The 24042-nt window shown below is 68.8% G+C and carries 17 protein-coding genes and 1 tRNA gene; 12 read left to right on the top strand and 6 right to left on the bottom strand.

From position 1 onward, the window contains the following. The first annotated feature begins 61 nt into the window (after positions 1 to 61). The gene (locus ACTF4R_RS11450) at positions 62 to 754 is read left to right on the top strand and encodes a potassium channel family protein (RefSeq protein ID WP_440007948.1); all 693 of its coding nucleotides are present in this window, start codon (positions 62 to 64) and stop codon (positions 752 to 754) included. A 191-nt stretch (positions 755 to 945) separates the two neighbouring features. Here ACTF4R_RS11450 and ACTF4R_RS11445 read toward each other — a convergent pair. Beyond that, a tRNA-Arg gene (locus tag ACTF4R_RS11445) sits at positions 946 to 1018 on the bottom strand. Positions 1019 to 1227: 209 nt separating this feature from the next. Further along, positions 1228 to 1803 (bottom strand): 2Fe-2S iron-sulfur cluster-binding protein, encoded by a 576-nt coding sequence (locus ACTF4R_RS11440; RefSeq protein ID WP_440007947.1) that lies wholly within the window; start codon positions 1801 to 1803, stop codon positions 1228 to 1230. A 198-nt stretch (positions 1804 to 2001) separates the two neighbouring features. On the opposite strand from ACTF4R_RS11440, the gene ACTF4R_RS11435 reads away from it, so the two are divergent. Continuing rightward, positions 2002 to 2373 (top strand): hypothetical protein, encoded by a 372-nt coding sequence (locus ACTF4R_RS11435; RefSeq protein ID WP_440007946.1) that lies wholly within the window; start codon positions 2002 to 2004, stop codon positions 2371 to 2373. Between the two features lie 38 nt (positions 2374 to 2411). On the opposite strand, the gene ACTF4R_RS11430 is transcribed toward ACTF4R_RS11435, so the two are convergent. Beyond that, positions 2412 to 4022, bottom strand: a complete 1611-nt coding sequence (locus ACTF4R_RS11430; RefSeq protein WP_440007945.1) for an LVIVD repeat-containing protein — start codon at positions 4020 to 4022, stop codon at positions 2412 to 2414. A 137-nt stretch (positions 4023 to 4159) separates the two neighbouring features. Here ACTF4R_RS11430 and pth2 point away from each other — a divergent pair, with 137 nt between their 5' ends. The 8 genes from pth2 (at position 4160) to ACTF4R_RS11390 (ending at position 15794) form a co-directional block, all read left to right on the top strand. Next, positions 4160 to 4498: a peptidyl-tRNA hydrolase Pth2 gene (gene pth2, locus ACTF4R_RS11425; RefSeq protein WP_440007944.1), complete on the top strand. Its 339-nt coding sequence runs from the start codon at positions 4160 to 4162 to the stop codon at positions 4496 to 4498. Positions 4499 to 4586: 88 nt separating this feature from the next. Continuing rightward, positions 4587 to 7655, top strand: coding sequence for a PAS domain S-box protein (locus ACTF4R_RS11420; protein WP_440007942.1), 3069 nt, complete (start codon positions 4587 to 4589; stop codon positions 7653 to 7655). An 82-nt stretch (positions 7656 to 7737) separates the two neighbouring features. Next, positions 7738 to 8112 carry a DUF7344 domain-containing protein gene (locus ACTF4R_RS11415; RefSeq protein ID WP_440007941.1) on the top strand — a complete coding sequence of 125 codons (375 nt, stop codon included), beginning with the start codon at positions 7738 to 7740 and terminating at the stop codon, positions 8110 to 8112. Positions 8113 to 8227: 115 nt separating this feature from the next. Then, positions 8228 to 9574, top strand: coding sequence for a tRNA pseudouridine(13) synthase TruD (truD, locus tag ACTF4R_RS11410; protein WP_440007939.1), 1347 nt, complete (start codon positions 8228 to 8230; stop codon positions 9572 to 9574). Positions 9575 to 9723: 149 nt separating this feature from the next. Further along, positions 9724 to 10926: an MFS transporter gene (locus ACTF4R_RS11405; protein WP_440007938.1), complete on the top strand. Its 1203-nt coding sequence runs from the start codon at positions 9724 to 9726 to the stop codon at positions 10924 to 10926. A 125-nt stretch (positions 10927 to 11051) separates the two neighbouring features. Next, positions 11052 to 12476 (top strand): MATE family efflux transporter, encoded by a 1425-nt coding sequence (locus ACTF4R_RS11400; protein ID WP_440007937.1) that lies wholly within the window; start codon positions 11052 to 11054, stop codon positions 12474 to 12476. A gap of 138 nt (positions 12477 to 12614) precedes the next feature. Then, entirely contained in the window at positions 12615 to 14249 is a 1635-nt protein-coding gene (locus ACTF4R_RS11395; protein ID WP_440007936.1) for an alkaline phosphatase family protein, read from the top strand. 39 nt (positions 14250 to 14288) lie between these two features. Continuing rightward, positions 14289 to 15794, top strand: coding sequence for an FAD-dependent oxidoreductase (locus ACTF4R_RS11390; protein ID WP_440007935.1), 1506 nt, complete (start codon positions 14289 to 14291; stop codon positions 15792 to 15794). A gap of 180 nt (positions 15795 to 15974) precedes the next feature. Here the strand turns inward: ACTF4R_RS11390 and ACTF4R_RS11385 are convergent, their stop codons facing one another. Beyond that, positions 15975 to 16283 (bottom strand): metalloregulator ArsR/SmtB family transcription factor, encoded by a 309-nt coding sequence (locus ACTF4R_RS11385; protein ID WP_440007934.1) that lies wholly within the window; start codon positions 16281 to 16283, stop codon positions 15975 to 15977. A gap of 93 nt (positions 16284 to 16376) precedes the next feature. Between ACTF4R_RS11385 and ACTF4R_RS11380 the strand changes: the two genes are divergently transcribed. Both ACTF4R_RS11380 and ACTF4R_RS11375 read left to right on the top strand, forming a co-directional pair. Next, positions 16377 to 17264: a hypothetical protein gene (locus ACTF4R_RS11380; RefSeq protein WP_440007933.1), complete on the top strand. Its 888-nt coding sequence runs from the start codon at positions 16377 to 16379 to the stop codon at positions 17262 to 17264. A 116-nt stretch (positions 17265 to 17380) separates the two neighbouring features. Then, a complete protein-coding gene (locus tag ACTF4R_RS11375) occupies positions 17381 to 20218 on the top strand; it encodes a S8 family serine peptidase (RefSeq protein WP_440007932.1) in 2838 nt (945 codons plus the stop codon). Positions 20219 to 20727: 509 nt separating this feature from the next. Here the strand turns inward: ACTF4R_RS11375 and ACTF4R_RS11370 are convergent. Continuing rightward, on the bottom strand, positions 20728 to 22032 hold the full coding sequence (locus ACTF4R_RS11370) for an LVIVD repeat-containing protein (RefSeq protein WP_440007931.1): 1305 nt from the start codon (positions 22030 to 22032) through the stop codon (positions 20728 to 20730). A gap of 228 nt (positions 22033 to 22260) precedes the next feature. Then, positions 22261 to 24030: a S8 family peptidase gene (locus ACTF4R_RS11365; protein WP_440007930.1), complete on the bottom strand. Its 1770-nt coding sequence runs from the start codon at positions 24028 to 24030 to the stop codon at positions 22261 to 22263. Positions 24031 to 24042 lie beyond the last annotated feature (12 nt).

The raw sequence follows: 24042 nt of genomic DNA, 5'->3' as shown, positions 1-24042 counted from the left end.
AAGCACGTCACGTCAGCGGTGAGCGCACCTCTTCAAGGAGGTGGCGACGTACTGTATCTACATGTACATCATTATCGTCGGTGCAGGCGAGATCGGTACGCCACTCATCGAGATGGCAACGCGACAAGGTAACGAGGTCGTCGTGATCGAATACGACTGGGAACGGGCCGATCACGCCGCGAGCGAGTACGACTGTCTCGTCCTCAACGACGACGCCACGTCTAAAGATACACTCATAGACGCTGGCGCGGAGGACGCCGACGCGCTCATCAGTACGACTGATCAGGACGCGACCAACATCATGATCTGCCTGCTCGCAAACGAACTCGATATTCCCACTGTCGTCTCTGTCGTCCATAACCCGAATCACATGGGGGTCTTTCGCCAGATCGGTGTCCAGACGATGGAAAATCCCCAGCAGCTCATCGCTGAATACCTCTACCGCGCGGTCAAGCGTCCGGCAATCATCGACTTCATGCAGCTTGGCGACAGCGCAGAAGTCTTCGAAATCGCCATTGCCGAGGACGCGCCCATCGCGGGCAAGACCCTCCAGGAAGCGGACGACGAAGGACTCCTCGCTGAGGACGTGCTCATCGTCGCTATCGAACAACCCGGGGACGAACCGCCGATTACTCCGAAAGGTGGAACGCGAATCGAAGCCGGGGATATCCTCACAGTTTACTCGGCGTCCGGCGCCACGCCCGAGGTCACGGACGTTTTCGGTCACTACGAGGACCACGACGCTGGTCGGTGATGAACCGTGGCCGCATACCGGAGGTTTTGGACGCCGTCTGTGAGATGCAGAGCGTCATAGAACGTGACGGGCGCGACGGGATTTGAACCACCTGAAGACGCTTCCTCGCCTTCGGCGAGACTGCCTCTTCCGTACCGCAAATCCCGTCGCGGTATTCGGTTTCGGCTCACCGCCGTTCGCCGAAACGCTCACGGGCGCGACGGGATTTGAACCCGCGGCATCTTGGTCCGGAACCAAGTGCTCTGTCCGCTGAGCTACGCGCCCTCGCCCACCGATATGCGGTAACGTAGTTTAACAGTTGTGAAAGCGCGGTCGGCGACGGCCCGTCGAGGGCCGCACGCTCGGTCGTCTCCGATTCGAAATCGCCACCATCGACGTGGTAGACCGGCCGAAGGAACTCCGACGCCAGCGATAGAAAAGACGACGTCGGGGTCGAACGCCGGCGAAACCGCACTGCGGTCCGTCGCGAACGGTCAGGGCGTCTCGTTCGTCTCGATGCTGAGGTCGCCCTGCGGGTAGGCGGTGCAGGTGAGGATGTAGCCCTTCCCGACCTCGTCGTCGCTGAGCGTCTCGTTGTTGCTGTGGACAACGTCGTCCGGTTCGCCCTCGGCTATCTTCGCACCGCAGGAGAGACACTGGCCCTGCCGGCAGGAGTAGGGGAGGTCCCAGCCCTCGTCCTCTCCGGCCTCGAGGAGGTTCTCGTTGTTGCCGACCTCGATGGTCTCGCCTTCCTTGACGTACTCGACGTCGAAGTACTCGACTTCGTCCTCCGGAATCGCTTCGGGGTCGAAGCCCTCCTCCTCCTCTTCGCCTTCTTCGCCCTCGAGTTCGCCCTCGGCACCCGCGCCGACGGCGACCGCGCCGCCGCCACCGATGGAGCGGTTCATCGGTTCGGGGAAGTCGGTTTCGGGAACTGTTTCTGCCCGGCGGTTGAGCACCTCCTGGGAGATGTCGTCCGCCGCCCGCCACTCGGTCCCCTTCGTGAAGTGAAGGGCCACCACGACGAGCGCGAGCAGCAGTCCGAGTCCCAGACCCAGCATGTCCACCATATGTCGGGGCGTACGGAGCGGTGGTTTAACTGCATTGTGATTGACGGGGACGCTCTCCTTCGATGCGACGCGACCCTCGGCGACGAGGGCGAGTTCGTCGCCTGACGGACGAAAGGCCCTCCCGCCCGGGAGTTCGGTCGTCGACGGCGTCGGGGAAGCCGGAAGCTATAACCTCGCTCGGAGTCGTATTGATTGCCGATGACGCTCCTCGAACTCAACCTCGAAAAACCCGCTCTCGTGGAGGAACGGGTGTACGAAACCGACACGTCCCGCACCGCGACCGAGACTGACGAGTCGTCAGACGGCGGAAGCACGCGCCTTCGCCTGGCGCTCGGACTCGCGCTGGCGGTCGTCGCCGCGCTCGCGGTCCGGAAGGTCCGCTCCGCGCTCGGTTCGGACGACGACCACGACGAACCAGCGCCGGAGGTAGATGCCGACGAGAGCGAAACCGGCGACTCCGGGAGAGTGCCCTCGCCGGGCAAGAAGATGGCCGGCGCCCTCGGCGTGGTCGGCAGCGTCGTCGCCGTCGTCCTCGTCAAGAAAGCGCGGACCGGCTCCGACGACCGGTAACTCTTCTCCGACCGCGTCCGGTCGTCTTCCGACCGCGTTCAGCCGTCCTCGCTCCGCAGTCGCGACCACGCACCGAGACCGACGCCGACCAGTCCGGCGAGCGCGCCGAATCCGGGCTGGCCGGTCGACGCCGCCGTCGTTCCGTCGGTCGTCCCGTCCCCGTTCGCGGTCGCTTCCGTCGAGGTCGACTGCTGCGGTGCGGACGGCTCGCCGCTGGCGTTCCCGACGAGCGACGGCGGGTCGGACTGCCGACCGGCCCGGTCCGGGAACGTGTAGAGGCCACCTCTGCCGTCGGCCTCGCGGCCCATGCTGCTGGCGACGAAGAACTCCCCGGCCGCGCGTTTCGCCGTCCAGAACGCGGTCGCCTCCGGGTCTCGCCACCACGCGAACTCCTCGGGGTTCGTCGGGTCGCTCACGTCGTGAATCTTGACACCGCCCTGGTACCACGAGGAGTAGAGGCGGTCGCCGACGAGGTCGAAGTTGTGGGCGGTGGTCCAGACGCCGGACGAAGACGACCCGCCGGTGCAGTCGTGACAGCCGCGGTGGGCGACGACGCCGGCGGGGCCGAGGTTCGACGCACCGCGGTCGACGGCGGCGAGGCCGTCGAGTTCGAGATTCGCCGCGGCTCCGGCGGCGACGCCGGCACCGAGACCACCGACGCCCACGCCGGCCGCACCGCGGTCGTAGGTCGGGTCGGGCGACGTCGGCGGTGCGATGGTCGACAGCTTCCGGGCCTGCTTCGGGTTCGAGATATCCCAGAGTTCGACACCGCCGGGGCCGCCTTTCTCGTCGCTCGGGTCGGCGTCCCAGGCCTCCTTCCCGACGCCGAGCAGGGAGGCGTCCTCGTTCGCCATCACGTAGTGGTGGTTCCCCGGTCGGCCGACGACCGCCGCGTTGGTCTCGTCCGCGGGGATGTCGGCGAGCACGTCGATGGGACGGTCGCCGAAGTGCGCGACGTGGCTCGGGTCGGTGGGGTCTTCGACGTCGACGACCCAGGTGCCGGCGTCCCACTGGGCGAGGTAGGCGACGCCGTCCTGCACCCAGAGGTCGTGTAGCGACCGAATCCAGGCGTTGACCCGCGACCAGTCGGAATCGTAGTCCAGCATCGACCAGCGTCCCACCTCTTCGGGGTCGTCGTCCGACACGTCCACCATCACGAGCGGGTTCCCGTCGCCGTCGTTCGCCGTCAGGTAGGCGACGCCGTCGGTCAGGACGGCGTTGTGGATGGGGAAGTCGGTCTCGTGGAACGCGACCTGCTCCGGGTTCGCGGGGTCTCCCACGTCGTACAGCAGGAAGCCGTGGATGCCCGTGTGGTCGATGGGGTTGGCGGGGCCGACGACGAGCAGACGGTCGCCCTCGACCTTCACGTCCCATATCTGCTCGAGCGGGCCGTGTTGGCGGTCGGCCAGCAGACCGCGGCGCTCCGCGAGCGTCGACGGGTTCGCCGGGTCGCTCACGTCGACCGTGGCGAACCCGTCGGTCGCGGCGACGTAGGCCGTCTTCCCGTCGGGCCCGACGACCGCCTCCTTGGCGTTCTCGACGGCGACGTTCCCGAGCGGTTCGTACGGTCGTCTCGCGAAACCCCGGGACGCGAACGCCGTCGCGCCCACGCCCCCCACGGCGGTACGGAGAAACTCTCGCCGGCGCATGCCCAGAGACACGGATGCCAGCAGGATAAGTTCGATGGTGTCAGCGCGAGCACCGTTTCGTGCGGTGCGGTCGGGTCGGGCCGGTCTCCGTCGACGCGAGTAGCCAGCGTTTTACTCCGCGGCGACGAGTCCCGGATATGAAACAGGCGATCGTCGCGCGGGCGGACCTGGGGATGGGCGAGGGAAAACTCGCCGCCCAGGTCGCCCACGCGTCGCTGTCGGCCTACGAGGAGACCGGCAGCAAGGCGCGCAAGCGGTGGAAAGGAGAGGGCCAGAAGAAGGTCGTCCTCCAGGCGAACGGCGAGGACACCATCTTCTCGCTCGCGGAGAAGGCGCGGGCCGAGGGACTGCCGAACGCGGTCGTCCGTGACGCAGGACACACGCAACTCGACTCCGGGACCGTGACGGCGCTCGCGGTCGGCCCCGCGGACGACGACCTCGTCGACCGCGTGACCGGCGACCTTTCACTGTACTAACTGTTTCTGCTGGATGGCAAGCTTCTTTGTCGGGCAGGCCATTACAGTCCTTTGCTACTGACAATCGTTAACAAATGAAGGATATCCAATGAGAGACCAGTTCGCGCGAACCGTCCTCGAGGAGTCGCCCGACCCGGTAGTCGTGGTCGACGACGACGGTCGCGTGACGTACGCCAACCGTGCGGCCGCGACGACGCTCGACCGCGACCTCGACTCGCTCCGGGGAGCGACCGCCCCCGACCTGTTCGACGGGTGGCCCGACCCCGACACGCTCGCCCGGAGCGCGCGCGAGGAGTCCTCGCTACCCCTGACCGTTCGTCGGAGCGGCGAGCGAGTCTCCCTGTCCTGCTCGCTCCAGACGTTCGACGACGACTCGTCCGTCGCGGCGTTTCTCGAAGAACACGGACCGCTGGAGGTCGAGAACGTCGTCGACGCGCTGGACGACGTGTTCTACGTCCTCGATGCCGACTGGAACTTCCGGGAGTGGAACGCCCGATTCGCCGACATCACGGGGTACGCCGACGACGAGATCGCCGAGATGGGTCCCCTGGAGTTCCTCCCACCGGAGGACCGCGACGACGCCACGGCCGCCATCGAAGCGACGCTGTCCGACGAAACGGTCGAGACCCTCCAGTCGGCGCTCGTGACGAAGTCGGGCGAGCGGATTCCCTACGAGTTCAACGCCGCACCGCTCGTGGACGACGGACGCGTCGTCGGTCTCGTCGGGACGGGGCGGGACGTCTCGGAACGCCGGGAGGCCAGGCTGGCGCTCCGCGAGAGCGAACGTCGCCGTGCGACGCTGCTGTCGAACCTCCCCGGGATGGCGTACCGGTGTCGGAACGAACCGGGCTGGCCCATGGCGTTCGTGAGCGAGGGCTGTCGCGACCTGACGGGGTACGAGTCCGAACGAATCGAACGCGGCGAGGTGTCGTGGGGACGAGACGTCGTCCATCCGGACGACCGCGATACGGTCTGGGAGGCGGTCCAGGACGCACTCGCCGACGGTGACCCGTTCGAACTCACCTACCGGATACTGACGGCCGACGGCGAGACGCGGTGGGTGTGGGAGCAGGGCGGCGAGATGGACGGGGACGACCCCGGGGAATCGGACCTGGCCGGGTTCATCACGGACGTGACCGAGCAACGAGAGACCGAGCGACGGCTCCGCCAGGAGAAAGACCGCTTCCGGTCGCTCGTGCAGGGCGTCGACGAGTACGCCATCTTCATGCTCGACCCCGACGGGTGCGTCGTCAGCTGGAACGAGGGGGCCGAGCGCATCAAGGGGTACGAACGCGAGGAGATACTCGACGAGCACTTCTCGACGTTCTACACAGACGAGGACGTGGCGGCGGGCGTTCCCGAGGAGAACCTCGCCGCCGCCGCCGAACGGGGGAAGGCCGAGGACGAAGGCTGGCGCGTCCGGAAAGGCGGGTCGCGGTTCTGGGCGAACGTCGTCATCACCGCGCTACGTGACGACGACGGGAGCCTCCGGGGGTACGCGAAGGTGACCCGGGACATGACCGAGCGCCGCGAGCGCGAACGACGGCTCGCCCAGGAGCGCGACAGGACGCGGCAACTCTTCGAGACCAGCCCGACCGGCATCCTGTTGATGAACCGCGACGGCGAGATGGTGGAGGCCAACGACCGCGCCGGCGAGATACTCGGGCTCGCCGAGTCCGAGATAGTCGGCAGGCCGTACGACGACCCGGCGTGGGACATCGTGAACGAACGCGGTGACCCGATGCTGCCGGAGGAGTACCCGTTCCGCCAGGTGGTCGAAGACGGCGACCCCGTCTACGACGCGGTGCTCGGTGTCAGCCGCCCCGACGACGACCGCGTCTGGCTGTCGGTCAACGCCACGCCGGTACTCGACGACGACGGAAGCGTCGCCGAGGTAGTCGCGACCGTCACGGACGTCACCGAACGCCGCCAGCGCGAGCGAGAACTCGCCCAGCAGCGCGACGAACTGGCGACGCTGAACCGTATCAACGAACTCGTCCGCGGGGTCGTCCGGAGCCTCGTCGCCGCCGCGTCCCGCGAGGAGATAGAGACGGCCGTCTGCGAACGCCTCGCCGATTCGAACCTCTACCGGTTCGCGTGGGTCGGCGAGCGCGACCTGAACGGCGACGTCACCGTCCGGTCGAAGGCGGGCGACGACCGGGGGTTCCACGAGCTGGTGAGCGACGCGGCCGACGGAGAGTGGGAACGACCGGCGGTGACGGCGCTCCGGACGGACGAGTGCCAGGTCGTCCAGGACATCCCGAACGAACCGGGCCACCCCGACGACCTCGCCGACGCGGCGAGCGAGCGTGGCATCCGTTCCGGCCTCGCAGTTCCGCTGACGTACGGCGCGACGACGTACGGCGTGATCGTCGTCTACGCGACCCGGGCCGACGCGTTCAGCGAACGGGAGGCCGCCGGGTTCGACGTGCTCGGCGAGACCATCGGCTTCGCCATCAACGCTATCGAACGGGAGCGCCTGCTCGCGGCCGACTCCGTGCTCGAACTCGAGTTCCGCGTGACCGACCCGGACTGGCTGCTGGTCGACCTCTCCGCACGCGGCGACTGCACGCTCGTCCTCGACGGCACGGTCCCGACGTCCGAGGAGGAGATACTGCACTACGTCCGGGTCTCCGGCGTCGACCCGGAACGGGTCGCAGATTTCGCCGAGGACGTTTCGACCGTCACCGACGTCGGAGTGGTGACCGACCGCGACGGTGACGGACTGGTCGCGATCACCGTCTCGACGTCGCTCGTCACGGCCGTGCTCGACGCCGGTGCGAGCGTCCGGTCGGCGCGCGCGCAGGCCGGCGAGGGAAAGCTGGTCGTCGAAGCTCCCCGCGACGTCGACGTGCGGACCCTGGCCGGGTCGCTCGACGACGCCTTCGTCGGCGTGGAGTTGCTCGCCAAGCGCGAGCGCGAGCGTCCCGTCCAGACGGCCGACGAGTTCCGCGAGGAACTGGCGTCCGGGTTGACCGCGCGCCAGCGCGCGACGCTCCAGGCCGCGTTCCTCGCCGGCTACTTCGACTGGCCGCGCGCCAGTACGGCCGAGGAGGTGGCCGACTCGATGGATATCTCTTCCGCGACGTTTCACCAGCACCTCCGAAAGGCCCAGAGGAAGCTCGCGTCGGCGTTCTTCGACGACGCCGTGAGGTAACTGTCGCCCCTTAGAGAAGATACCAAGACACGTAGGTACACCACTCTTGGTACTCAATTTCCATCGTCAAAGCGTACTATCGATGAGTAACCGACGAGCACACACCCCGACATCTCCCCCCGAACCGCCCGTTCGACGGAGCGCGCGCCCCTCGGCCGACACGCTGTTCGACGTGCTGTCGAACCCCTATCGCCGGCACACCCTCGCGCAACTCGCTCGTCACGGCGGCGAGCTGCGCGTCGACGAGTTGGTCGAGCGACTAGTTGACTGGGAGGCCGAGCCCGAGACGCCGGCAGACCCGGACCGGCGTCGCGTCGCGAGCATGCTGTACCACGTCCACCTGCCGAAGCTGGCCGACGTGGGTCTCGTGGAGTACGACCAGGAGGAGGCGACGGTCGCGCCCGGTACGGAAGCCGACGTCGCGAAGCCGTTTCTCGACCTCGTCTCCCGGCAGTGAGGCGGGGTGGAGAACGCGAAACCGTCTCATCCGGACGGTCGAACTCCCCCGACCGCCGCCGGCGTCGACGGTGGGACGCAGCCTTTAGTTCGCCGGGGCGCGGAGTCGAGGGTGGATGCGCGAGGCACACCCCATCGAGACCGCGGTCGGCATGGAACACTACGTGAGCGACGCCGACGGCGTCGGCGGTCGCCTCCGCGACGAGGACCGGGACTTCCGGGTGACGGAACTGGAGCAGTTCGGCGCGGAGCCGCTGGACGCCGACACGGGGTCGTACCCGCATCTCGTCGTCCGGGCGACGCTCGCCGGCTGGGACACCAACGACTTCGCGCGCCGCCTCTCGGACGCGCTGGGAATCAGCCGCGAGCGCGTCTCGTGGGCCGGGACGAAGGACAAACACGCCGTCACGACGCAACTCTTCTCGCTCCGGTCGGTCGACCCCGACGACCTCCCCGACGTCCGCGGGGCCGAGATGACGCCCGTGGGACGTGCGGGCCGGGCGGTCCAGTTCGGCGACCTCGCCGGCAACGAGTTCGCGGTCGTCGTCCGCGACCCGGAGCGACCGGAGAACGCCGACGCGATAATCGAGGAACTGCGGGCGTTCACCGGCGGTGACGCCGACGCGGACGACGGAGCGACGACGGTCGGCGTCCCCAACTACTTCGGCCAGCAGCGGTTCGGCAGTCGCCGTCCCGTCACGCACGAGGTCGGTCTCCACGTCGTCCGCGAGGAGTGGGAAGCGGCCGTCATGGCCTACGTCGGCAACCCCTACGAGACCGAACCCGAGGACACCCGGCGCGCCCGTCGCCGGGTGGAGGAGGTCGCTCCCGACTGGGACGCGGCCCTCGACGCGCTCCCGCGGAAACTCGGCTTCGAGCGCGCGATGGTCCACGAACTGGTCGAGAACGGCGGCGACGCGCCGGCCGACTTCCGCGCCGCGCTCGAAGCGCTGCCGACGAACCTCCAGCGCCTGCTGGTCAACGCCGCCCAGTCGTACGCGTTCAACAGGATGCTGAGCGAGCGCCTCCGCCGGGGCCTCCCGTTCGACCGCCCCGTCGAGGGTGACGTGGTCGCGTTCGCCGAGACGGTAGACGGTCTGACGGTTCCCGACACGGACCGTCGCCAGCGCGTGACCGCCGAACGCGTCCGCACCGTCGAGCGACACTGCGAGCGCGGCCGGGCGTTCGTCACCGCGCCGCTGGTCGGCACGGAGACGGAACTGGCCGACGGCGAACAGGGCGACGTCGAGCGCGCGGTGCTCGCCGACCTCGACCTCGCGCCCGAGGACTTCGACCTGCCCGGCGAGTTCGACTCGTCCGGCACCCGGCGCGCGATACTCGTCCGGACCGACCTCGAACTCGACCGCGACCCCCTCACCTTCGAGTTCTCGCTCCCGTCGGGGTCGTACGCGACCGTACTCCTGCGGGAGTTCCTGAAGACCGACCCGCTCGACGTGAGCTAGGGAGTCGTCTCGTCCGGGGTCGTATCGGGGGCTGCTCGTCCGGGACGTGGCGACGGCCCGCCGGGGGCCGGACGACCGAAACGGTAACTATTCCTACAAAAATAGGTTTTCGGGAAAGTATACTTTTCGAGCGACGCGACGAGTAGTCGATGGCGACGTCGCGACGGCTCGTCTGGCGGTACTACGCCTTCCGGGTCACGAACTCGGCCGGGTTCTACGTGCCGGTCGCTATCCTCTACCTCCAGGACGAGGGGTTCGGCCTCGACTTCGTCGGACTGGCGTACGCGGTGTTCTCGTTCGCGATGGTCGCCGCCGAGATACCGACCGGCTACCTCGGCGACTGGCTCGGTCGGCGGGCGAGTCTCGCCCTTGGCAGCGCCTGTCGCGCCGTCACGCTGGGGGCGTACCCGTTCGTGGAGTCGCCGCTCGCGTACCTCGGGCTGCACGTCCTCTGGGCGACGGGATGGGCGTTCCGCTCCGGAACCAGCGACGCGTGGCTGTACGAACTGCTCGCGGCGCGCTTCGACGAGTCGGAGTACGCGCAGGTCGAGGGCCGCGGGAGCACGGCGCTGCTCGCGACGTCGGCGGTCACCGCCGTCGCGGGCGGCGTCCTCTACGGTGTCGACCCCGCGCTACCGTTCCTCGCGAACGCAGTCCTGGCCGCGCTCGGCCTCCCTATCCTCTACACCTTCCCCGCCGTGGCGAGCGACGCGGACGAGGCGTTCACCGTCCGGGAGGCGGTCGAGATGCTCCGGTTGCAGGCGAGTCGCCCGGCGGTTCGCTGGCTCGTCGCGTACGCCGCGCTGTTCCAGGCGCTCTTCTCGGTCACGCGGACGCTCGAACAGCCCGCCCTGGAGGCCGTCGGACTGCCCGTCGCCGGACTCGGCCTGCTGTACGCCGGTTTCAAGGTCGTCTCCGCGAGCGCGGCCTCGGCGGCGGGCTGGTTCGAGGACCATCTGGGCGTCCGCCGGGTGTTCGCGCTGCTCGTCCCCGTCTACGGGCTCGCGTACGCCGGCGTCGCGCTCGCGCCGCTGGCCGTGGTGCCCGTCCTCTTTCTCAACCGCGGTCTCCGCGTCCTCACCCGCCCGATACGCAACCAGTACCTCAACGACCGGCTGGACGACGTGGGACGGGCGACGGTGCTCTCGGGGGCGTCGATGATGCTCTCGCTCGCCGGCGGGACCGCCAAGCTGGTCGGTGGCTGGGCGGCCGCCCGGACCGGTCCCGTCGGAATCCTCCCCTGGGCGGGCGTCGCGACGGCGTGTGCGGGCGGGCTCCTCTGGCTCGCCGTCTCCCCGGTGCGGTCCGACGAGACGACCGTCGACGGCGAGACCGCGGTCGCCTCGGACTGACGCGTATCGACCGTCCGTTGCGTTTAGGTACCTCTTAACTTCCCCGCGCCGCTGGAGCCGGAGACGGCCACGGGGGGCGCGGCAGTCGAAATATTGAAACGTCACTATTTCGTTTCGAAGGAACGATGAGCAGCACAGAGGCGGGTGGGTCGATCACCGAGGGCGGCCTCGTTCGGCCGATGTTCGAACTCGCGTGGCCCATCGTCGTCATCCAGCTCCTCCAGGTGACGTACAACGTCGCCGACACGTTCTGGCTGGGCCGGCTCTCCGCGGACGCGGTCGGCGCGATGAGCCTCGCCTTCCCGCTCATCTTCCTTCTCATCTCCATCGCGGGCGGGTTCACGTCGGCCGGAAGCATCCTCGTCGCCCAGTACACCGGTGCGGACAGCGAGGGGTCCGCCGGGGAGGTGTCCGGCCAGGTCGTGTCGTTCGTGACGATGATGGCCGTCGTCCTCGCCGCGGCCGGGTACGTCCTCACGGAGCCGATGCTTTCGGCCATCCCGAGTCAGGCGGCGACGAGCCAGGACGTCGTCCCGCTCGCCCGCCACTACATGGAGGTGTTCTTCCTCGGACTCCCGTTCCTGTTCGGCTTCTTCGTCTTCAACTCGCTCATGCGCGGCTACGGCAACACCCGGACGCCGATGCGCATCATGGTCGTCAGCGTCGCCATCAATGTCGTGCTCGACCCCCTGCTCATCTTCGGATGGGGGCCGATAGACGGCATGGGCATCGAGGGCGCAGCGCTGGCGACCATCGTTGCCCGCGCGGTAGCGACCGTACTCGGGTTCTACGTCCTGTTCTGGACGGACGCCGGGCCGGACGTGCGCCCGGGGTATCTCCTCCCCGACCTGGGCTACATCCGCGACATCGTTCGTCTCGGAACGCCGAGCGCGCTCGAACAGTCGACGAGCGCGCTGGCGATGATAACGCTGACGGCGATGGTCGTCCAGTTCGCGCCGCCCGTCGTGAGCGCGTACGGCCTCGGCAACCGCCTCGCGTCGCTCGTCTTCCTCCCCGCGATGGGGCTGGGTCGGGCGACGAACACCATGGTCGGCCAGAACCTCGGCGCGGAGAAGTCCGACCGCGCCGAGCGGGCGGTCTGGCTCGCCGCCAAGGTCGGGATGGCCGTGATGTTCGTGGTCGCCGTCGTCGCCGCGCTGTTCCCCGAACCCATCGTCGGCGTGTTCATGGCGACCGGCACCGAGAAGGCCGAGGCGACCATAGGGTACGGCAGCGAGTACCTCCGCATCCGCTCGGTGGAGTTCACGTTCATGGCGCTGTTGCAGGTGTTGCTCGGCGCGTACCGCGGTGCGGGCAACACCAAGACGGCCATGGCGTTCTCGATGGTCGCGCTGTGGATCGGCCGCGTGCCGACGGTGTACTACCTCGCGTTCGCACGCGACATGGGACCGACCGGCATCTGGGTCGGGATGGCGTTCGGAAACGTCCTCGGCGCGACCGCCGCTGCGCTGTGGTTCACCCGGGGAACCTGGAAGGAGGCCGTCATCGACGAGCCGACCCCGGCCGTCGCGCCGGACGGAGAGGACTGATTTAGGCGTGGCATAATAAAATGACCTGGGTGTGAACGGGCTGGTAATGAGTGCGGTGAACGTTGCGGGGGGAGTCTTCTACTCCGCTCGCCTCGACGAACGAGAAACCGGAACTGTCCGTTTCAGGGGGTGTGCGTGATGGCCGAAACGAACCTCGACGTCCTGCTCGTCGGCATCGACGCGGGGTGTCTCCCCGTCTTCGACCGGCTCTGTGACGACGATATCCCGAACATCCGTTCTATCTGTGACGACGGCGTCGCCGCGCCGCTGGAGTCCCAGATGCCGCCGTGGACGCCGAGCGCGTGGCCGTCGCTGTACACCGGCGTCAACCCCGGCAAGCACGGCGTCTGTGGGTTCGTCACCTACGACGGGTACGACTTCCACGTCGTCACGGGCAACGACGTCGAGGAGCACTCCATCTGGTCGCTGCTCGACGACCACGGCGTGACGAGCGTCGTCGTCAACGTGCCCGTCACCCACCCGCCGGAGGAGATCGACGGCGCGGTGCTCCCCGGGTTCATCGGCCCGGAGGACCCGCGCTGTCACCCCGAGGGGCTGCTCGACGACGTCCGGGACGCCATCGGTGAGTATCGCGTCTATCCGACCTACTCCCGCGAGGACTCGGACTACACCGACGCCCAGAAGATGGAGGAGTACACCGACCTCGTCAGGATGCGCGGCGAGGCGTTCCGGTACCTGGCCGACGAGAACGACCCCGAGTTCGGCTTCGTCCAGTTCCAGAAACCGGACACCGTCTTCCACGAGTTCGAGGGCGACTGGAACAAGGTGACGACGGTCTACCAGGAGACCGACCGCCAGATCGGGAAGATACTCGACGAGTGCGACCCCGACACCGTCATGATAGCCAGCGACCACGGCATGGGGCCGTACGACGAGTACGAGTTCCGCGTCAACGAGTTCCTGCGCGACGAGGGGTTCGTGAAGGCCACCCGGGGCGGCAAGGGGATGCCGTCGTGGAACCCCATCCAGGAGGAACTGCGCGAGGGCAAGGAGACGACGACCTGGGAACCGAACACGGTCGAACGCATGGCGGCGACTGCGGCGAAGTTCGGCTTCACCGCCCACCGCATCCGGACGGCGCTGGAGAAGGTGGGGCTGGCCGACGTCGCGCGCCAGTACGCGCCGAAGAACGTCGCCCGGACCGGCAACGAGCAGGTCGACTTCGAGAACTCGACCGCCTACATGCGCGCCCGGACCGAACTCGGCGTCCGCATCAACCTCGAGGGCCGCGAACCGGAGGGCGTCGTCCCGCCCGAGAAGTACGACGACGTGCGCGAGGCGCTCATCGAACGCCTGAGCGGCGTCCAGACGCCCGACGGCGACCCCGTGTTCGAGGAGGTCGCCCCGCGCGAGAAGTACTTCCACGGCAAGAACGTCGAGAACGCCCCCGACGTGGTTACCATCCCGAACGACATGGGGCAGTTCCTGTCCGCACAACTGCTCGGCGACTACTTCGCACCGCCGAACGAGCCCTGGAACCACAAGCTCGACGGCGTCTTCGCGGCGAAAGGCGAGGGCGTCGACCCCGACGGCATCGAGGAGCGGCCCCATCCGCACCTGTTCGACGTGGCCCCGACGGTCATGTCCGCGCTCGGAATCCCCTACAGCGAACGGATGGACGGCGAGGTCATCCCCGTGGTCGAGGACGCCGGCGCGACGTCGTACCCCGAGCACGACGAGATGGACGACGCCGCGGTGGAGGAAGAGGAGGAGGTCGAGGAACGGCTGGCCGACCTCGGCTACATGCAGTAGCCACCGCCTTTTTCGCTCTCACGCCCCTCCGAACGTCCCATGGGGGAGCCCGACTTACCCGGCAGGGACGCATCGCTCTGGCTGGAGACGACGGAGACGACCGACTTCGACCCGCTGGACGGCGACGTCCAGGTCGACGTGGCGGTCGTCGGCGGCGGAATCGCCGGACTGTCGGCGGCGACCGAACTCCAAGACGCCGGCGAGACCGTGGCGGTCGTCGAGGCCGACCGTATCGTCTCGGGCGTCACCGCGCGGACGACGGCCAAGGTGACCGCCCAGCACGGACTCATATACGACGACGTCCGCTCCGAGTTCGGCCCCGACCGCGCCCGCCAGTACGCGCAGGCCAACGAGGCCGCCGTCGAGGAGGTCGCGTCGCGGGCCGACGACCTCGACTGCGAGTTCCGCCGGCTGCCGGCCTACACGTACGTCGACGGCGACGACGCTCGGAAGAAGGTACGCCGCGAGGTCGACGCCGCGCGGCGTCTCGGCCTGCCGGCGTCGTTCGTCGAGGACGTGCCGGACCCGGCAGACGCCGACTGCGCGGTCCGGTTCGACGACCAGGGGCAGTTCCACCCGCGGAAGTACCTGCTCGCGCTCGCAGAGGAAATTCCGGGCGAGGGGAGTTACGTCTTCGAGGAGACGCGCGCGACCGATATCGAGGCGGGCGAGCCGTGCCGGGTGGAGACGAACCGGGGGTCGGTGACCGCCGACGACGTGGTCGTCGCCACCCACTTCCCCATCTCCGACCCGGCGGGCTACTTCGCCCGGGCGTACCCGAAGCGGTCGTACGTGCTCGCGGTCCGGACGAACGGCCCGCAGCCGGAGGGCATGTTCTACCGGACGGGCGACTCGTACTTCTCGGTGCGACCGCACGAGACCGGCGACGAGGAGTTCGTCCTGGTCGGCGGCCAGAACCACAAGACGGGACAGGGCGGTAGCACGGCCGAGCGCTACCGCCGACTGGAGCGGGAGGCCCGCGACCACTTCGACGTGGAGTCGGTCGCGTACCGCTGGTCGACCCAGGACTACGTCTCGGCCGACAGCGTTCCGTTCGTCGGTCCCATCGCGCCGTGGCGGTCGCACGTCTACGTGGCGACCGGGTTCGGGGGCTGGGGGATGACGAACGGGACCGCTGCGGGGAAACTCCTCGCCGACGAGATAGCGGGGACGGGCAGCGAGTGGGCGGACGCGTTCGACCCGGGGCGGCTACCGCCGCTGGAGAGCGCGGGAGAACTCCTCAAGGAGAACGCGAACGCCGGCAAGCGGTTCGCCGGCGACTGGGCGACGAAGCTCCGACGGAGCGAGGCGTCGCTCGCGCCCGGGGACGCCCACGTCGTCCGCGACGGCGGCGACGTGGTCGCCGAGTACCGCGACGAGGACGGCGACCGCCACCGCGTCTCGGCGGTCTGCACCCACCTGGACTGTCTCGTGGAGTGGAACGACGCCGAGCGAACCTGGGACTGCCCGTGTCACGGCTCGCGGTTCGACGTCGACGGGGGCGTCCTCGACGGCCCGGCGAACAGCGACCTGCCGAAGAAGTGATTGCGGTACCTGCTCACCACCGCGTCAGCGCCTCGCACCGCGTACGAGAGGACGCCGAGGAGCGTCGGGACGCCGGAGGGCGACGCCGATGGAGAACGCCCGCTCTCCGCCGGCGCTAACGCCAGTACGTCGCCGTCCGTGAACGTCGCCGCGCTCGCGGTACTTCGACGTCGTCGGCAATCAGTCGTCGGCGGGCGCGACCGGCCCCGCGAACGCCGCCTCGGCCGTCGCCGTCAGTCGGTTCACGACGGTCCGACCGTCGCGCTCGCGCTCGACCAGTCCGTCGTCCGCCAGACGCGACAGGTGGTGGGAGACGGTGCTCGGGTCGCGGTCGAGGTCGTCGGCGAGTTCCCCCACCGAGGCGGCCTCCCGGCGCGCGACGGCGTCGAGCACCGCGGCGGTCGCCGGGTCGGCCAGCGCCGCGGTGAGTTCGACGTCCTCGTCGTCGGGGAAGAACCGCCGCTTGCCCCGGAGTTTCGCGCTCGACACCAGTCCCTCGTCCTCCAGCGTCCGGGGTGGTGTCGAATCGTCGACAGCGAGACGTCCGTCCCGTCGTCGAGTTGCGAGAGGTAGACGCCGGGCGTGCGCTCGACGCGCTCGTACAGTTCCGCCCGCACCTCGTGGTCCAGCGGGTCGGACTCGTCGCTACGACCGTACCGGAACGGCGCGAACAGTCGCCAGAACCGCCCGCTCGGTTCCGTCCGGCCGACGCTCGCGGTTTCGGCGTTGGCGACCAGCGATGCCGTCTCGGGGACGTGCACGGCGACGCCCGCGGCGACCGCCGCGCCGACGAGTCCTGCCGTCCGCGCCAGTCCGACGGGCCCCCTCGGTTCGGGGTCGCGAGCGTCCCCAGCGGAGTCGGTCGCGCCCGCCGCCACCGCGGCGTCTTCGCTCCTCGCCGCGTCCACTCGCCCGGTCGTCGCTCGCGCTCCCGCCGACCCGCGGTCGGCCCCGTCCGCCGCACCGGTGGTTTCGACCCTCGGAGAGCCGTCGCCGGTCGCGCCCGGCGCGGCACCGGCGGCGGCCGTGCCGCCCGTCCCGGTCGCGTCTGCGGCGTCGGCCGTCGCGTCGGTGACCGAACCGACTGCGGTCGTCGCGTCGACGGAGTCCGTCGTCGCGTCGGTGGCAACCTCGCCGACGGTTTCGGTGGCGGATTCCGTCGCGTCGGTCGCGTCGACGCTGCTCCCGGTCGTCGCGTCGACGGTCGTCACCGTCGCGGTGCTCGCTGTGGTGACGCTCGTCGCGTTCTGGAGGGTCGTCGCGTTCTGGACGTTCGCCGTGTCCCGAACGGTCGTCGCGCCCGGCGTCGAGCGAGCGTCCTCGGTCGTCGCGTTCGAGGTGACGGTGGCGTCCGGCGCGCTCCCCGCGGACAACGCCGTCGCGAAACCGGGGAGACACAGAAGTACGGCGAGCAGTACCACGCCGGGACGGTGGCAGGGTCGGTCCATCCTCTCGTTCGTCGTTAGCTAACACGACGACTCGCGAACACTTAGGGCTGTTCGCCGTAACATCAACTGGCTATCGGGATTGTGCGTTTTGACGGTTCTGCCACAATTCATTTACTTTCCATTAACTTGCCGTGGTACATGGGAACGAACTTCCCGGACGACGAAGAGAACCACCCGCTGACCCGCCGCTCGTTTCTCGCGGCCAGTAGCGCGCTCGCCGGCGCCGGCGCACTCGGCGTGGGTGCGCACGGCGTCAGCGCAGCGAGCGACGCGGGAGCGAGCGACGAGTTCCTGAACTGGCGCGCCCGAGAGGCGAGCAACGTCTGGAAGCGGGGCTATCGTGGGCGACAGGACCGGACCGTCGGTCTGACCGACAGCGGTCTCGACGCGCGCCACCCCGGCGTCGGTCCGTGGAACGGCGTCCAGGCGTTCGTCGAGGACGGCGAGGTGAAGCTGACGAAGCCGGACCAGAACGACGTCGAGCGCGAGAAGACCGGCGACGCCGAGTCGTTCTCCGGCACGGTCGGTCCCGGCACCTTCGCCACCGGCGAGGAGACGTACCACGAGTTCACCGCCCCGAGCGGCGTGGCGGAACTCGACGCGGAACTGTCGTGGTCGCCGAACGTCGACGCCACCAACGACCTGGAGTTCCGCCTCGACGAGAAGGTCACCGACGGCTGGCAGACGGTCACTCGCGCGGCCACGGCGAGCATGCCCGAGACGATGTCCGCGCCCGTCGAGGCCGGCACGACCTACCGGTTCGTCGTCGAAGTGTACGTCAACACGACCACGACGTACGAGATCTCGGGGACGTACTACGAGATTTCCGGAACGGTGGAGACGTACGACCCGAGCGTCGTGTTCGACTTCGTCGGCGGGGAGACGACGCCCGACACGCCGAAGGCGGTCGGCTGGTACGACCCGGGGTCGCGCTACGGTTACCACGAGCGACCGCGCGACCCGAACGGCCACGGCACACACTGCTCGTCCATCATGGGCGACAGCGGTCGCGCGACCGCCATCGACCCTGACCGTGTTCGGGAGGACGAACCGCGGACCGCCCTCTCGGCCGTGACCGGGAACGCGCTCGCCTACGAGGTCGAGGCCGAGCAGGGCGAGGGCGTCTACGGGTCGGCGTACGGCGACCTCATCGACCTGCGCATCGAGGGGCCGGACGGGGAGACCCGCGACACCTCCGCGACGACCAGCGACGCGAGCACGCTCGACAACAACGTCGTCGAAGCGCCCGCCGACCGGTCCGGCACGTACACCGTCTATGTCCAGACCGCCGAGGGCGAGACGGCGACGGCGGCCTACGTCGAGACGGTGAGCGTCGGCGCGTTCGTCGACCCCGACGCGACGGTCGGCGACCGGACCGCCGGCGGCGACCAGGCGCTACACACCGGCGTCGCGCCGGACCAGAGCCTCGTCTGCTTCCAGGGACTCTCCGCGCCGACCGAGGACCTCGCGGACCAGGCCGACCAGTTCTCGGACGTGTTCAACCTCCGCGCGGTCAACATGTCGTGGGGGTACGCCGGCGGCCTGCCGCTCGGCGCGGCGGCCGGGACGCTCGACACCATCCCGAACGCCATCAAGGACATCGCCGAGGCCGGGGTGCTGACGCTCGCCGCGGCGGGCAACGCGGCGACGCCTGTCAACGGTAACGGGTCGCCCGCCGTCGCCGACGAGTGCGTCTCCGTGGTCGCCACCGGCCCGCTCGACGGCATCTCGGCGTACTCCAGCGGCGGCGTCGCCGGGGTCGACGAGGACGCCGACTTCACGTCGCCCGAACCGGACGACGCCTACATGAAACCAGACGTGACCGCGCCGGGCGGGTACGTCACCGACCTCGTCGACGCGGCGAAGACGGGACTCGCCGACGCGCCCGAGAGCGACCAGGACCCCATCCGGGACTACACCGGCAAGGCCGGCACCTCGATGGCGACGCCGTTCACGACGGGCGCGACCGGACTCGTGGCGCAGGCGATGGAGGAGGACGCTCCGGACCCGCTCTCGCTGCCCGCTCCCGACGACACGACGTTCGACGACGTGATGGCGCTGAAGCAGGTGCTGCTGGCCACCGCCACCGAGACGGCGTTCACGGCCGCGCCGTACCACCGCGTCAAGGCTCCCGAGTACGACTTCGGCGGGCGCGACCCGTGGGAGGGGTACGGACGGCTCAACCCCGGCCCGGCCGTCGACGCCGTCACGCGCGAGATAACCGAGGGCACCTTCTCGGACGTCTTCGGCCTGAACGTCCCCGACGACGAACGTGCCGTCGCCGGATTCGTCCGCTGCGGCCGGGGCGCGTTCGACGTGAGCGTCGACTTCTCGCACTACTCCGGCGGGAACGCCGGCGCGACCAAGGGCGACCCGCACGTCGACCTGTTCGTCTACGACGCCGAGAACCCCGCCCAGCACGGCGAACCGAACGTCGTCGCCCGGGACGCCGGCCTCCAGGGATCCCCGTCGGTGTCGGTGACGACCGACGAGTCGAAGTACTTCTTCGTCGTCGCGAAACTCGTCAACGTCCCCGGAGCCGTCAACGGCGACGACGTGCAGGCCCACGTCGACCTCTCGTTCGACGTGACGCGGGACTTCGTCGTCTCCGGCACGCGAACCGACGACGGCTCGGTGTTCACCGGCGGCCAGACCGACCAGATAGACCTCGACGTCACGGCCAACGAGGCCGTCCAGGTCCGCGACGTCGTGCCGGAGGAGTGGGGCGTCGAGACCGACTACGGCGACGTGGCGCGGGTCGAACACGACCCCGACCGCGGCGTGAAGTACGTCTACTTCTCGCCCGGCGCGAGCGACGACCTCTCGGTCACCTACTTCGCCGAAGCCCCGGCCGAGGCCGCCCAGAGCAACCGGTACACGTTCGGGCCGGTCCAGGCGCGGCCGGACGGTTCCAGCACGTGGTTCGACGTGAGCGGCACGAGCGACGCGAACACGGTCGTCGCCCAGAGCACGTAGCGACCCCGAACCACCGCCCGACTCGTCGCATCCAACTCCGGGTGATTCCAACGCCCGCAGAAGCGAACTCGTTCGGCAGACGACCGGTGCCGAAGACGACCGGCGGGACCTCGCTGCTCCGTGACGTAGAGCGGGCGGGCGACGCTTCCACGCTCCGCTCGGCGACGGAGCGGTCGCCGGACCACGCGGCGAAAAATGTTCCCGAACTCACTCGCGGCAGTCGGGACAGCGTCCGTCCTCGATGTAGACGCCGAGCACCTGACTGCCACAGCTGCTACACTGCTCTACTATTTCGTCGGCTTCGGGTTCGCTCACGGCAATCGGACGCTCGTATGAGAGACGGAATTATAGCTGTATCGCTCTGGAGCGCAGCGGTCGACGAGACTCGTCGCCGACCGTCGCGAGGGTACCGGTCTCCACACGCGTCACGGCGTCGCCGGCGTCGACGAATCCGGTGCCGACGTTCCAGGGAGTGTCGTCGGCGTGGACGTCCCCGGCGGTCGGTTCGGTTACAGCGGCTTCTGCATCGTCGGCTCCAGCACGTCGTACGGACCGAGTTCCTCGTCGGTCTCCCAGTTCTGCGTTCCGGGCGTCTCGTGTTCGAGTTCCAGCACGGTCAACCCTTTCCCGATGTCACTGCCGACGGTGTAGTGTCTCGGCCCGTCCGTCGGCAGGACCCGTGCCCCCCAGTAGGCGGTGCCGTCGGGCGCAAACGCCGCGAGTTCCTGGGGGTCCGTCGGGTCGTCGATGTCGTACGCCCGCACACCGCCCTGGTAGAAGCTGGCGAACAGCTTCGAGTCGGTCACGTCGAAGTTGTGGCTCGTCGACAGCGCACCGTCGGGCTGTTCGGGCGCCGGGACGTAGGCGACGTGGTCCTCGTAGGGGTTCGACGGCGTCGACGACGCCGAGACGTCGCTCGTGTCGAAGACGCGGATACCACCGTGGTCGCCCGGGACGACCGTGTCCTCGAACGGACCGGGGAACGTCTCGGCACCGACGAAGGTGTAGTCACCCGAGGGCGTCGGCTGGACGTAGTGTGCGTTGGTCTCGTGTCCGCCGAGGTAGCGCCGGTACCGTTCGGCGGTGTCCGCCGGCTTTTCACCGGCGTCGTCGGCCGCGCCGAAGTGGGCGACCGCCGTCGGGTCGGTCGGGTCCGAGACGTCGGCGACCACGACGCCCGCGTCCCAGAAGCACATGTACGCGAGGTCGTTCTGGACCCAGATGTCGTGGATGGGGTTGACGCCCGCCTCCGCCATGTCCTCGTGGGCGTCCCGGAGCATCCACGCGCCGCCGGAGCCGCGCTCGTCGCCCTCCAGACTGACGGGATTCGCCGGGTCGGAGACGTCCACGACGACCATCCGCGAGTGTGCGAAGTCGTCGTTGATGCAGAGGTACGCGTAGTCGCCGTCGATGAAGAGATTGTGGACGCCGCTGGCGGCCTCGTAGAACGAGACCCTCGTCGGCGTCGTCGGGTCGCTCACGTCGAAGAACGTGACGCCACCGGGGTCGCCGTCGTTGGCGAGGCCGGCGACGTCGCCGTCGACCTTCGCGTCCACGTTGTCGGTGCCCTCGCCGGTAGCGGTCCCCGCGAGCAGTGGCGTCGACGGGTCGCTGAGGTCGACCGTGGCGATGCTCGCCGACTGGGCGGTGTACGCGTAGTCGCCCTGGACGTCGACCTCTTGTGTCCCCGGGTCGAGCGCCTCGCCGACGAGGTCGTAGCGCCACTCCGAGGCCGATGCTGCACCGGCAGGGAGTGCGGTGGTTCCGAGTACTGTTCCCGTCGCTTTGAGAAAGCTGCGTCTGTCGAAAGTCATGGTCGTGGTGAGTTCGGTCGTTCGTCGAGCGGTTCCCCGACCGCGTCGCTCACGTCGTCGCGATACGTGCCTACCGGCCCCGCAAACGCGGCCCCACTGCTGGGCGCCGCGAGCACTGTGCGCTTCGTCGTCCGTCGGCGTGGTGCGGTCGTTCGTCATGCTCGTGGCGTTAGGTGCGTCGTTCGCGCTGGTTGCGTCCGTGAGACGTTCGCCTGGCCGTCACCGTGGTCAGTCGTCGACCAGTTTCACGGTGCCGAAGGTGCCCCAGTCGCCCGACTCGGCCCGCCGGACGGCGTCGTAGGCGTCGACGAAGCCGGCACCCATGCTCTCGACGGTGTAGCTGTCGTGGACGTCTTCGGCCTCCGTCTCGACGGTGTTCAGCACGTCTATCGGGTCGGGATACTCACCGTGATTCTGGTAGTAGGCGTCGACGAGCAGCGTGGCGGCACCGGCCGTCACGGGGCAGGACATGCTCGTCCCGCTGATGCGGCCGTACCACGTCTCGGTGTCCTCGTAGTAGGCCTGCAGGGGGTCGTCGGGTTCGAGCGTGCTCATCACGAGCTTCCCCGGTGCGCCGACGCCGTTGCGGTAGAGCCCCATCGGCGTCACGTCGCGGTTGATGCCCTCGTAGGCCGTGAAGTCGACGGCGTAGTCGGCGACGACGTCGACGAACGGGCGGACTTCGAAGTAGTACGTCTCGCCGCCCGCTATCTGTCCCGCGAGCGCTTCCGGTTCGTTCAACGAGGCGCTGGAGGCGACGACGTTACCGTCCTTGCTCCCCTCGTGGAGGTAGAAGTCGAGGTCCTCGGCGCTGGGGGTCCACGACAGCGTCGCTTCGACGTACCCGGCGTTCTTCGGGGCGTCCCAGCGGTGGTACTCGCTGCCCGTGACGTCCACGGTCCCCGAGTAGGACCCGGCGTCGACCTCCGTCTCGGTCTTGTCCGCGGCGTGGTACTCGCGGAGGTTGTCGAGCGCCTTCTTCCGGTCGTAGTTCGTCGGGCCGTCGTAGTCCGGCGAGCGCCCGCGCGAAGAGAAGTCGGTCACCGTCTTCCGGTCGTCCGTGGCGGCCACTCCGAGGACGTGCGGGGCGGTGGCGTACTGGTTCAGCGTGTTCGTGCCTGGTCCACTGTTGCCGGCCGAGAACACGGGGAGGATGCCCTCCCGGAACGCGTGCCACGTGGCGACGTTGACCGCGTCGTCGGGGTCGAAGTCGGTGCCGTTGTTGCCGCCCCACGAGTTCGAGACGACCTGTACGTCCGTTTCGCCGGCCCGTACTCGCGAGAGCAGGTGGTCGTACGCGGCGACGGGCTTGACGATGAGCAGGGTCAGCCCCGCCGAGTAGACGGTGAGGTCGGCGTCCGGAGCCAACCCCTCGTACTCGCCGTCGCTCTTCTTCCCCGACCCGGTGATGGAACCGGAACAGTGCGTGCCGTGGCCGTTGTCGTCGGAGTCCACGCCTCCGACGTCTTCCCACGTCGTACCGTCGCTGCTGGAGAGGGGGTTGACGTACCGCCAGTTGTGAACGAGGTCGTCGCCGAGGTCGGGATGGTCGCCGTCGACGCCCGAGTCGATGACGACCGAGTGGGCACCGGACCCGGTGTAGCCGAGGTCTCCGTGGACCGCGTCGGCGCCCGTCGTCTCGCGGGCGTCGTCGTTGTGGTACTCCAGTTCGACGTTCTTCTGGACGTAGCGCACCTCCGGCCAGTCCGCCACGGTCCGAATCTGGTCGCTCGTCAGCCTTGTGTAACCGATGGGGAGCACCTCGAACCCGTGGAAGCCGTCCTCCAGGTCGAGGTGGCGCAAGCGGTCGACCTGGGCGTTCGAGGTGAACACCACCAGCGCCTCCTTCAGTCCACTCGTCGAGAGGTCGAACGCGTCGTCTATCGCGTCGCCGGACCCGGCGGCCGCCGTACCGCTGAACGGGAGCGCGAACCCGGCGGCGGCCACGCCCGTCGCCTTCAGAAATCGCCGTCTGTCATGGTCGTTCACGTCCACCATTGTAGTCGTCCC

This window comes from Halomicrococcus pelagicus (assembly GCF_051917725.1).
Taxonomy (GTDB): domain Archaea; phylum Halobacteriota; class Halobacteria; order Halobacteriales; family Haladaptataceae; genus Halomicrococcus.
This window is presented reverse-complemented; position numbering and strand designations above follow the sequence as displayed.

What these genes read in the sequence shown, in the direction of transcription:
- ACTF4R_RS11390 (WP_440007935.1), top strand. Translation starts at nt 14,289, where the DNA reads ATGGGGGAGCCCGACTTACCCGGCAGGGACGCATCGCTCTGGCTGGAG.
- ACTF4R_RS11420 (WP_440007942.1), top strand. Translation starts at nt 4,587, where the DNA reads ATGAGAGACCAGTTCGCGCGAACCGTCCTCGAGGAGTCGCCCGACCCG.
- ACTF4R_RS11415 (WP_440007941.1), top strand. Translation starts at nt 7,738, where the DNA reads ATGAGTAACCGACGAGCACACACCCCGACATCTCCCCCCGAACCGCCC.
- ACTF4R_RS11430 (WP_440007945.1), bottom strand. Translation starts at nt 4,022, where the DNA reads ATGCGCCGGCGAGAGTTTCTCCGTACCGCCGTGGGGGGCGTGGGCGCG.
- ACTF4R_RS11370 (WP_440007931.1), bottom strand. Translation starts at nt 22,032, where the DNA reads ATGACTTTCGACAGACGCAGCTTTCTCAAAGCGACGGGAACAGTACTC.
- truD (WP_440007939.1), top strand. Translation starts at nt 8,228, where the DNA reads ATGCGCGAGGCACACCCCATCGAGACCGCGGTCGGCATGGAACACTAC.
- ACTF4R_RS11400 (WP_440007937.1), top strand. Translation starts at nt 11,052, where the DNA reads ATGAGCAGCACAGAGGCGGGTGGGTCGATCACCGAGGGCGGCCTCGTT.
- pth2 (WP_440007944.1), top strand. Translation starts at nt 4,160, where the DNA reads ATGAAACAGGCGATCGTCGCGCGGGCGGACCTGGGGATGGGCGAGGGA.
- ACTF4R_RS11450 (WP_440007948.1), top strand. Translation starts at nt 62, where the DNA reads ATGTACATCATTATCGTCGGTGCAGGCGAGATCGGTACGCCACTCATC.
- ACTF4R_RS11435 (WP_440007946.1), top strand. Translation starts at nt 2,002, where the DNA reads ATGACGCTCCTCGAACTCAACCTCGAAAAACCCGCTCTCGTGGAGGAA.
- ACTF4R_RS11395 (WP_440007936.1), top strand. Translation starts at nt 12,615, where the DNA reads ATGGCCGAAACGAACCTCGACGTCCTGCTCGTCGGCATCGACGCGGGG.
- ACTF4R_RS11375 (WP_440007932.1), top strand. Translation starts at nt 17,381, where the DNA reads ATGGGAACGAACTTCCCGGACGACGAAGAGAACCACCCGCTGACCCGC.
- ACTF4R_RS11365 (WP_440007930.1), bottom strand. Translation starts at nt 24,030, where the DNA reads ATGGTGGACGTGAACGACCATGACAGACGGCGATTTCTGAAGGCGACG.
- ACTF4R_RS11405 (WP_440007938.1), top strand. Translation starts at nt 9,724, where the DNA reads ATGGCGACGTCGCGACGGCTCGTCTGGCGGTACTACGCCTTCCGGGTC.
- ACTF4R_RS11440 (WP_440007947.1), bottom strand. Translation starts at nt 1,803, where the DNA reads ATGGTGGACATGCTGGGTCTGGGACTCGGACTGCTGCTCGCGCTCGTC.